The sequence below is a fragment of the uncultured Streptococcus sp. genome, assembly GCF_963521865.1.
Lineage (GTDB): Bacteria > Bacillota > Bacilli > Lactobacillales > Streptococcaceae > Streptococcus.
On record NZ_CAUQWY010000022.1, the window covers coordinates 22,235 to 32,971 of the forward strand.

A 10,737-nucleotide genomic window follows, 5' to 3' on the forward strand; every position below is an offset into this window, starting at 1 on the left:
CCCGCCAATTCCCCGACCAAAATCCGAAAAATACCGAAAAATATCGGAAAATTATTTTTAGGAAACTCCCCAAAAGCCTGAAATAGAGCCAAAAACTCCACCTGATTGGGTGGAGTTAAGGGAGATTATGATGAAAAAGAAAAGTTTAGGATTTTATTAAATAAAGTTAGGAGGTCTTTATTTAATAACTATATGATACAAGACAAAGCTTAAAACTAGCTTAACTTTTTCTCAGATTCTACCATTTTGCAGAAAATCACTATCACCATCACCTCACAAAAAAGCCACCTGATTAGGTGACTTCATTAGGAGATTATGATGAAAAAAGTTTTAGGATTTCATTAAATAAAGTTAGGAGGTCTTTATTTAATGACTATATAATACTAGACCAGCCTTAAACTTTGCTTAATAAAAAACAAATTTTATTATTTTTCTCGATTCACCCAAATCATTCCTATACAATCATAGGTGGATAAGGTTTCAAAACCTATAGAACGATAAAATCCTACATTTTTTTCTGTCTGTTCTGTCGCCAGCTGGACTTGATAAACCTCTTTAAAATCCTCTAAAGCCTGTTTCATCAAGGCGCTACCAATCCCTTGGCTCTGATAGCTAGGTAAAACAATTAAATCCTGAACCAATACTGATGAGAATCCATCTCCAACCAAACGAATCAAGCCCACCACAGCATCGCCATCAAGTGCCACATAAATCGCTAATGAATGAGATAAGGCCTGCTCCAGCATCTCTGGTTGATGGGTATAATTTGTCCAACCGACAGCCTGATAGAGATGCAAAACATCCTCTAGCTTGACAATTTCTTGCTTTTTAATAGTAATCATCTCAACACCTCTTAAAGCTCTCTCAAGCTCTTGTGCTGTCGTCCATTTTTATCAAAGTTTTCAGGACGCAACCATATTTCCAAACGAGCTTTGACTTGAGGCCAGTCCTTATCAATCATAGACAACCAATCCGTATCCCTCGTACGTCCCTTATAAACCACTGCCTGACGGAAGGTTCCTTCGTAGACAAATCCCAAACGCTCCGCAGCTCGTCTTGATGGCAGATTAAAAGCATCGCATTTCCACTCATAGCGACGATAGTTAAGCTCCTCAAAGACATAGCAAGCCAATAGATACTGGGCTTCTGTCCCTATCCGTGTCCCCTTGAGCTCTGGAGAAAAAGTGACAGCTCCCACTTCTATTACTCGGTTATTCTGGTCAATGCGCATGAGAGAAAAAGTTCCCAAAGCCTTACCAGTTGCCTTGTCTATGATTGCATAGTAAAAACGATCCTTACGAGCCAACATCTGATTTAAGAGAGTAACCAGTTCCTCTCTGTCTGCCACTGGTTCCTGAAAGAGGTAGGTCCACATTTCCCGAGGCGTATCAGGGCCATAAACAGCTAATAAATCCTCCGCATGCTTTTCTACCGAGAGAGCCTCTATTCGAGCATAACGCCCTTCTAAGAAATCAATAGCAGGCAATTCACCTGGTGTATAACCTGCCATTGACTCCCCAATCATCTGACCATATTCGTTTACTGGCATTTTTCTTCTCCTTGTTTTACGCTGAAAATACTATATCACAAATTCTTCTCTTTGGAAACTGGCACTGTCTTCAAACTTCATCCTCAACACTATATTAGTGACCCGTTTTCTGTCTTTTATCCTCTAAGGCTTGATTAATTCGTTGGGTGAGTTTATGAGTTTGCCAGATTTGATACAGCCATATCAATCCATAGATTAACAAGAAAAAGAACCAAAGCAAAGGATTCCACAAGGCTGAACCCCAACCAAAAAATAGAGAGGTCAATACTAAAATAGTAGCTGTCACTAATAAATGAACTCCTACACGTATACTAAAAGCAAGAAACTCTAGCTTTTCAAGTATTAAAGTCAATACCCCCATAATTCCACCCATTAAAAACAGAGCTAGAATATTTTTTGTCATTGGTTCAGGATAGGTAATACCTGGATAAAACTGAGTCAACACCATCATACTCAAATAAAAGAAGGAAGCCGTACGCATTCCCGATACAAAATAATCAATTAATCGTTTCATGATTTTCTCCTATAAACCTAGATAATTCATTAAGGACTTAACGTATTTCCGACTCACACTAGATTTGATGCCCCGAGTCATTTTAGCCATCATGTTCCCTGAAAAACTATCTGATAACGATTCTAAGTGGTCAATGTTTATAATTGAATGGCGTGATATCTGTATAAAGTTACGTCGGTTAATCCTATTCTGAAAGTTTATCAATGTTTCCTTAGTTTTATAAATCCCATCTACCGTATAAATGGTTAATAAATTCTTGTCAATATCAGCTAGAATAAGATCCTCAATTTTCACCATAACCAGATGATCATCTGTTCGAATAGGAATGACCACCTGATTGGTCGTTGAAAATTGTTCTAAATACTCCATGACTTCTCTTGCTTGGTCGGTTAACTGAGCTGCCTGAATTACAATATGTGGGTCCTTTTCTGAAAACTCTGCCTTCATTTCAAAACGAATCTTCATTTTCTCTCCAATGTACTTTTATTTTCTCCTGCTAAACACTTTAACAAATAAAAGCCAAAGAAGAATAGCGACGAGACTGATAATAACCACTATAAAGTATGTCTCTTCCTTTGTCAATAGTTCTTGCCAGTTGATTTGGATTCCCATTTTTTCTTGAAATTCCTTTAACAAGCTGCTATTTCCTGTAAATGTGGTCTCTAATGGTTCCTTCATTAAAATTTGTCGATAAAGAGAAGCAATATAAGTTGCAGGGGTACCCTTCATGATAATCTGTGCAAAATCAGGTAAAACTCCAATAGGGACATAAGTTCCTACTAAAAATCCAGAAGCAGTCCCCACTATAGTTGCCAGTTTGCCAAGACTATCTACAGATTGAAAACGATAAATCAAGAGAATATTTATCAAACTTGAAAGCAGACTGCTTAACAACATAATCAAAGCAATTTCCGGTAAATGACTGATAACTGGACTCTCTTTAAAATAAAGCCCCATAACAGCAAACATAAACACCTGCATGACAAAAGAGATGGCAATACTACTGATTAGATAGGACACCTGTAAACCCCAGCTACCTAAATCTGTCAAGAAGAGATCTTGATCCACTTGATTTTCACGATCCTGTACCATTTGTGTAAGAGCCGTAAAACTGGTTGTAATCCCAGTCACAGCCAAGGTCCCACCCATCAGCCAGTTATTTAAAAGGTTCGTATTATCAGGGAGTTGGGACCAAGCATCCGTCAAGTTCCTCTGCAAAAAAATGATATAAAGGAGGAAGGAAATCAATGCCCCCAATAATGAGAAAAATACTCCTGAACGATTACGAAAATATAAGATAAAATTCCGTTTCAATAAAGCTAACATTAGCGAACCTCTCTTCCTGTAAGTGCAATAAAGGCATCATCCATGGTACCTGGACGAAACTCAAAAGAATCAATTTCTTCTCGAACTTTTGCCAAATATTCAATAGCTTCCTGTGACGTCCTTGGATAAAAAAGATATTCCAACTCATTTTCTTCCTTTACTGTCATTCCAGTCTGTAGCAACTTTTCTAAATCCTTCATTTCTTTAAAACGAATTTTTAGAATATTAGAAGCATACTGACTTTTAATAGCCGTCGCAGAACCTTGCGCAATCACTTTCCCATGATCAACGATATAAATTTGATCCGCTCCATCCGCTTCATCTAGATAATGAGTCGTTAAGATAATAGTCATCCCTTCATCCTTTTGTAGTCGAGACAGTAAATCCCAAATGGCTTTGCGAGTCTGAATATCTAGACCTGTCGTTGGTTCATCTAAGAAAAGAATATCTGGCTGTGAAAGAAGAGCACGCGCAATATCAACCCGACGTTTTTGCCCACCTGACAAAGTCCCATATAGTTGCTTCTGGAAAGCAGTCAAACCCAGTTGATGGATCAAATCATCCACACGACTTGCTACAATCTCCTTATACTGTTGAGCACGAATCGTAAGATTTTCCCTAACTGTCAACATCTCATCCAGTACACTAGCTTGAAAAACTACTCCGATTTTCGTATTTGGCGCATATCGAATCTGACCTTTTGTCGGCTTTTTCAAACCGATTAACATGGAAATGGTGGTTGATTTCCCTGCACCATTGGGACCCAAAATAGCATTAAAACTCCCTTTTTCAAACTCTAACTGAATATCGTCAACAGCCATATGATCGCCGTAACGTTTAGTCAAATGTTTAGCTTGTAAAATCATATTTAGTTCCTCCTCTTTACCTCACCAGTTTAACAAAAAGTATGAAAGAAAAATCGACTTTTGAGATAAGTGGTTAAAATGAGAGGTTAAGTGGTGAGATGATTAGGGTTAAGTTAAAGTAGAGAAGGCTACAGCCATTTTTCTCCTACCTAATTGCTAAATGAAGCTTAAAAACACCTACAACAAAATGTTATATTTTGAAATATGCGCTATAAAAGAGATGTTTTACCGCATCTGGCCGAAAAATTCAAGAATCGGTAGTATTATTCTCGCCAAATCAAACAATAAAAAATTAACTAGAAATCATGACACACAATCCCTTCTATCAAAATGAAATTGCTGAATATGATATGATTGAATTTGAAGCAAGTAAGTATTGCCCTAAATTTGAAACTTCCATTAGCCAAATTTTTGACACCAAGTAGATCTATTAGGAAATAATATATGAAAAAAATTTTCAATACAAGCAAAAAACAGCTCTTTTTATCCGAGAAGAGCTGTTCTATTTTATGAAAGAGAAAGTCACTAGTAACTCTTGTACTTCTCTCTACGTTTTTACTGTTTGAGTTCAAATTTATCTTGTTTGAGCAATTGCTTTTGTAGACTGGACTACCAACCAGAACTGTGTTTTTATCTTAGTTAGGACTATTATAGTACGGTTCAGCACTATCTACAAATTTTTCAGATGTGTATCAAAAAAATTTATCGTAGCAAACCAAGAGTCTACACTTTCTTTCATTAATAAGCGCCAATCTTTTCGATAACGATGATTCGGTTGATAAGCAACCGTCAACATATGCCCTGTTTCATGATATTTTTTAAACAAAATGGATTCCCCTTTATAGTGTGAAATAATATCATCTATCGCGGATGATGCATCCCATATTTCATCATCATCGCTTCCTAGTAATAATAAAGGGGAGGAAATTTTACTCACATCAATCTGGGCCCTACTATCTTCAGGAATATGTTTTCCAAAAAACTTGTTTAACAAATAATCTCCTAACTGAAATTTTTGATAAGGAAGTTCTTTTTGTAAATATGTCCAAGAAGATGAATTAGAATTGAGTTTTCCCTTTATTCCCTCAAATATTACATTTGAGGGAGAATTGAGTACTAAACATTGCACATCATCCAAAATACTTTGTCCAGCCAGAACAAGCTCTGCTCCTTTAGAGCGACCATATATTCCTATTTTTGTATTATCAACTTGAGGATGATAATATAGAAAATCTTTCGCCTCTTCCAGACATTCTATCGGAATTCGTTCTAAATTTTGGGGTAATCCCTCTAAACCAAAATAAGCTATAGCAAGACAAATATAGCCTCTTGAAGATAAAAGTTGGGCAATATTCTGAGCTTTTTCAATTCTTCCCTCACTACCGCTAACAATAATCACGGCTGGTGCCTTTCTTAACTTTTCATCATAAAATAATCGACCTTGAAAATGTTTGTCATAGATATCTTGATATCTTACTCCTAGATTCATATAACGCCTTACAAAACTTTGCTCCGCGATCACATCTTTCCCCAGCTTGATTTTAATTTCAACACCAAAACAATCTCGTAATGGAATTCTATCAAGAGAACTCGGTAATCTTCTTTTCCTATTCTTCAACGGTTTCGCATTAAAGAATAATCCCATTTCTGAAACTCCTTTATAAGATCCCGAAATAGATGCTGTCTGAGAGGTATCAATCATACCGTCCTGATCAGATAAAAAAATTGCGGTCGATTTCCATATAATATCATGATCTAAAAGCAAGGGAGCATTTATACAGTAATAATCAGACAGGGACATTTCTACACAATACATTGCCCTTGGTTCTAAACCATTAATAGCAATATAAAAAGATTCATCCGCTAAATCTGTTTGTGAAATCAGTTCTATGTTTACAGTCATATCTTCTCCTTTTTGTTAATTTACTTAACAATTATATTTGAAATTTACCGTGACTTTTACCACGGTAATTCTCCCCACACCTTTTCAATATCATCCATCAATTTCACAACTGTTTTAAGTTCCACCTCGCTATAGTTGTTTAAAACTGAAAAGATTGATTTTTCAATATATGCTTGTTGCTCCTTATGGATTTTAAAAATTTCGATGCCTTTTTCAGATAATCTCAAATATTTATTTTTCCCATTATTCGGATCAAAATCAAAAACAACTAAATTTTTTTGAATCAATCTTCTAACACTTTGAGTTATTGCACTTCTCGAAACTTCTAATAATTCAGATAATTTTACTAGATTTAAGGGCTGATTTTCCCCAATCGCAACAATCAAATGTACCTCATTCAACGTAATGGATTTGTCAGTACTAATTTTATGTTGATTTTTTTTTAACTGTTCAAACGCTAAAATAAATCTATTGAAACGATTATTAAATGCAATAAATTCTTTTTTATCCATAATCTCTCTTTCCTTTGTTAATCATATTAACAAAACAGAAACTTCCTGTCAAATAAAAATCCTCCAGATTCTACTCTGAAGGATTCATTTCTTATTTCACAACGATATTAACCAATTTAGTTGGCTTCAATAGTCCAGTGGACTATTGAAGGTGGCAGATAGAGCTAATAAACTCGTTATTTAACGACGATATTAACGAGTTTGTTAGGTACCGCAATCACTTTCACGATTTCCTTACCGTCAATTTCTGCCTTGACTTTTTCATCAGCGAGAGCAATTTCTTGCAATTCTTCGCGTGATAGGTCTTTGGCTACCATGAGTTTAGCACGGACTTTTCCTTTGATTTGGACGACGATTTCGATTTCGTCTTCAACTAATTTGCTTTCGTCCCATATTGGCCAAGCCACGTAAGAGATTGACTCACCTGTTGCTGCAACTGTTTGCCAGAGCTCTTCTGCCAAGTGAGGTGCAAATGGTGCGATCAATTGGATAAATCCTTTGGCGTAGTCTACATAAAGTTTTTCTTCCTTGTTAGCTGCGTTGACAAAGACCATAAGTTGGGCAATAGCTGTGTTGAATTTCAATGATTCGATTTGTTCAGTGACAGCTTTGACTGTTTCGTTGTAAACCTTGTCAAGAGCGCCATTGTTTTCCGCAACAATTTCCTTGCTTGTAATCAAACGGTAAACACGGTCAAGGAATTTACGGCTTCCTTCCAGACCTTCTTCTGACCAAGCGATTGAAGCATCAAGTGGCCCCATGAACATTTCATAGACACGAAGGGTGTCGGCACCGTATTGTTCCACCACATCGTCTGGGTTAACAACGTTCTTAAGCGATTTAGACATCTTAGCTGGTGCTTGCTCCAACTCTTCTCCTGTTTCCACATGGAAGAAAGAACCGTCACGTTTTTCAACCTTGTCAGTCGCTACAAGAGCTCCACGGTGGTCACGGTAGCTGGTTCCCAAGATCATTCCTTGGTTAAAGAGTTTTTGGAATGGCTCTTTAGTAGGTACAACACCGAGGTCATAGAGGAATTTGTGCCAGAAACGAGCGTAAAGCAAGTGAAGAACAGCATGTTCCGCACCACCCACGTAGATATCTACTGGCAACCATTGTTTGAGGAGGTCCTCATCAGCCAATTTCTCAGTATTGTGTGGATCAATATAGCGGAGGTAGTACCAGCTTGAACCAGCCCACTGTGGCATAGTGTTGGTTTCACGACGACCTTTAACACCATCTTCACGAGTCACTTCAAGCCAGTCTGTCAAGTTAGCTAGTGGACTTTCACCAGTACCTGAAGGGCGGATATCCTTGGTTACAGGCAAGACAAGTGGCAATTCACTTTCAGGAACAGCTGTTGAAGTTCCGTCTTCCCAATGAATGATTGGGATTGGTTCACCCCAGTAACGTTGACGGCTAAAGAGCCAGTCGCGGAGACGGTAGGTAACCTTCTCCTGACCACAGTCGTTTTCTTCCAACCAAGCCACGATCTTGGCAATAGCGTCTTCTTTATTCAATCCATCTAAGAAGTCTGAATTAACGTGAAGGCCATCCTCTGTGTAGGCAGCTTCTGCTACATTTCCACCTTCAAGCACTTCTACAATTGGAAGGTCAAATTGTTTGGCAAATTCCCAATCACGTTGGTCATGGGCTGGCACAGCCATAACGGCACCTGTACCGTAACTAGCAAGAACATAATCCGCAATCCAGATTGGAATCTCTTTGCCACTGACAGGGTTGATGGCATAAGCACCAGTCCAAACACCAGTTTTTTCTTTGGCAAGGTCGGTACGAGCCAAGTCAGACTTGAGGCTAGCTTGGTGTTTATAGTCTGCTACTGCTTCTGCTTGCTTTGGACTTGTGATAGCGTCTACTAATTCATGTTCAGGAGCCAAAACAGTGAAAGTCGCGCCGAAAAGGGTATCAGGACGAGTAGTAAAGACAGTGAATTCCTTGTCTGTTCCTTTTACTTTGAAAGTTACATTGGCACCAGTTGATTTCCCAATCCAGTTGCGTTGCATGTCCTTGATAGACTCTGGCCAGTCAAGGTCATCCAAGTCATTCAGCAAGCGCTCTGCGTAGGCAGTGATTTTGAGCATCCATTGGCGCATTGGTTTGCGGACAACTGGATAGCCTCCACGCTCAGAAGTTCCGTCAGGAAGAACCTCTTCGTTAGCAATGGCTGTTCCCAATTCCTCAACCCAGTTTACTGGCACTTCCGCTTCATAGGCCAAGCCTTTTTCGTAAAGCTTAGTGAAAATCCATTGAGTCCACTTGTAGTAGTTTGGATCTGTTGTATTGACTTCACGATCCCAGTCATAAGAAAATCCAAGCGCATTGATTTGGCGTTTGAAGTTGGCAATGTTCTCAGCTGTAAATTCTGCTGGGTCATTACCAGTATCCATAGCGTATTGCTCTGCAGGCAAACCAAAAGCATCCCAACCCATTGGGTGAAGGACATTGTAGCCTTGCGCACGTTTGTAACGGCTGAGGATATCGGTTGCAGTATAACCTTCTGGGTGTCCTACGTGCAGACCCGCTCCAGATGGATAAGGGAACATATCAAGAGCATAAAACTTAGGTTTTGATGTATCTGTCCCTGTCTTAAATGTATGATGTTCTGCCCAGTAGCCCTGCCACTTAGGCTCGATTTCTTTATGATTGTAAAAACTCATGGTCTATCTCCAATTTTGTGATGTTACTATTATACCATTTTTGAGGGAATTTGAAAGACGAGAAATGTTCTTTTGGGCTTGGATGGTAAGAAAGTTCGAATAGCAAATCCAACTTATTTAGCAGTATAAAAAATTAGCTAGCACTTGAAATTAACTTATATCGATTATTTGTCTCTTCCATCTTTTTCCCCTAGCGCCTTTAACTCATATTCCCCGTTTTAGATTTCTTTAAGGTTTTTATTATATCCTATAGAACTCTGCAAATTATAAATGTTGACCAAATTGTAGAGTAAAAACGTTCGTAAAAAAAGGAGATTCTTATGAAAAAACTACTATTCTTTCTCTCTTGTGGATGGATATTTCTTACTTTATCTGGATGTTCTTCAACAACAGATTCGGAAACTAACACTGAGACAGATTCGGATAATGCTTTGGTTATATACTCGCCTAACCCTGAAGACCTTATTGAAGAGACAATCCCTGCCTTCGAAGAAAAATATGGTATTAAGGTTGATTTAGTACAAGCCAGTACGGGTGAATTGTTCAAAAAAGCTGAGGCCGAAAAAGAATCCCCAGTAGCCGATGTCATTTTCGGAGGCTCCTACGCCCTCTTCTCTTCTAACGAAAAACTTTTTGAACCTTATATTTCTCAAGAGAACGACCAGATAATCCCTGAATATCAAAATAAAACAGGATTCTACACACCTTATACACTGGATGTCAGTGTTATCATTGCCAATTCAGCTCTTACAAAAGATATTAAAATTGAAGGCTACAATGATCTACTCAATCCTAAATTAAAAGGAAAAATCGCCACTGCTGATCCAAGTAACGCATCTAGCGCCTTTGCTCAATTAACAAACATGCTTGTAGACCAAGGTGGATACGAAAATGAACAAGCTTGGACCTATGTGAAAAATCTATTTACCCTAGTAGATGGAAAGATTGCATCTAGCTCTTCAAATGTTTACAAAGCTGTCGCCGATGGGGAAATGGCTGTAGGACTCACCTATGAAGATCCTGCCTTAAAACTCTTAAATGATGGAGTTGATGTAAAAGTCATTTATCCAAAAGAAGGTACCGTCTTTTTACCTGGTAACGCGGCCATCGTCAAAAACGCCAAACACATGGAAAACGCTAAGAAATTTATCGATTTCATCCTTTCTCAAGAAATACAAGATAAGCTAGGAACTGAAACTACAATCAGACCTATTCGTAAAAATGCTAAAACCAATAAAAATATGAAGGCTATGACAGAAATCAAGATTGCCACCGAAGATTCAGATTATGTCATTAAAAATAAATCCACTATTCTTAAAAAGTACAATGACATTTTTACAGATATCCAATCTAAACAGTAAAAGAGGTTCACTATGAGTGAGATCAAAA

General features: G+C 38.0%; 10 protein-coding genes. 1 reads left to right on the forward strand and 9 read right to left on the reverse strand.

Annotated elements, in window-relative coordinates; genetic code table 11:
* Nucleotides 1-425: 425 nt before the first annotated feature.
* The 9 genes from RWO85_RS06970 to leuS all read right to left on the reverse strand — a co-directional run bounded on the left by RWO85_RS06970 (nucleotide 426) and on the right by leuS (nucleotide 9,348).
* Nucleotides 426-842 (reverse strand): GNAT family N-acetyltransferase, encoded by a 417-nt coding sequence (locus tag RWO85_RS06970; RefSeq protein ID WP_314414919.1) that lies wholly within the window; start codon nucleotides 840-842, stop codon nucleotides 426-428.
* Nucleotides 843-853: 11 nt separating this feature from the next.
* Nucleotides 854-1,549 (reverse strand): GNAT family protein, encoded by a 696-nt coding sequence (locus tag RWO85_RS06975; protein WP_314414921.1) that lies wholly within the window; start codon nucleotides 1,547-1,549, stop codon nucleotides 854-856.
* Between the two features lie 94 nt (nucleotides 1,550-1,643).
* Nucleotides 1,644-2,063, reverse strand: coding sequence for a DUF3021 domain-containing protein (locus RWO85_RS06980; protein WP_314414923.1), 420 nt, complete (start codon nucleotides 2,061-2,063; stop codon nucleotides 1,644-1,646).
* 9 nt (nucleotides 2,064-2,072) lie between these two features.
* On the reverse strand, nucleotides 2,073-2,528 hold the full coding sequence (locus RWO85_RS06985) for a LytTR family DNA-binding domain-containing protein (protein WP_000701929.1): 456 nt from the start codon (nucleotides 2,526-2,528) through the stop codon (nucleotides 2,073-2,075).
* An 18-nt stretch (nucleotides 2,529-2,546) separates the two neighbouring features.
* A complete protein-coding gene (locus tag RWO85_RS06990; RefSeq protein WP_314414925.1) occupies nucleotides 2,547-3,389 on the reverse strand; it encodes an ABC transporter permease in 843 nt (280 codons plus the stop codon).
* Nucleotides 3,389-4,255 carry an ABC transporter ATP-binding protein gene (locus RWO85_RS06995; RefSeq protein ID WP_314414927.1) on the reverse strand — a complete coding sequence of 289 codons (867 nt, stop codon included), beginning with the start codon at nucleotides 4,253-4,255 and terminating at the stop codon, nucleotides 3,389-3,391. The genes RWO85_RS06990 and RWO85_RS06995 overlap by 1 nt, the downstream gene beginning before the upstream one ends.
* 670 nt (nucleotides 4,256-4,925) lie before the next feature.
* Entirely contained in the window at nucleotides 4,926-6,158 is a 1,233-nt protein-coding gene (locus RWO85_RS07000) for an acyl-CoA thioesterase/BAAT N-terminal domain-containing protein (RefSeq protein WP_314414929.1), read from the reverse strand.
* A 56-nt stretch (nucleotides 6,159-6,214) separates the two neighbouring features.
* A complete protein-coding gene (locus tag RWO85_RS07005; protein ID WP_314414930.1) occupies nucleotides 6,215-6,670 on the reverse strand; it encodes a MarR family transcriptional regulator in 456 nt (151 codons plus the stop codon).
* Nucleotides 6,671-6,846: 176 nt separating this feature from the next.
* Nucleotides 6,847-9,348, reverse strand: a complete 2,502-nt coding sequence (leuS, locus tag RWO85_RS07010; protein WP_314414932.1) for a leucine--tRNA ligase — start codon at nucleotides 9,346-9,348, stop codon at nucleotides 6,847-6,849.
* Between the two features lie 320 nt (nucleotides 9,349-9,668).
* Between leuS and RWO85_RS07015 the strand changes: the two genes are divergently transcribed.
* Entirely contained in the window at nucleotides 9,669-10,709 is a 1,041-nt protein-coding gene (locus RWO85_RS07015) for an ABC transporter substrate-binding protein (RefSeq protein ID WP_042901711.1), read from the forward strand.
* Nucleotides 10,710-10,737: the final 28 nt, after the last annotated feature.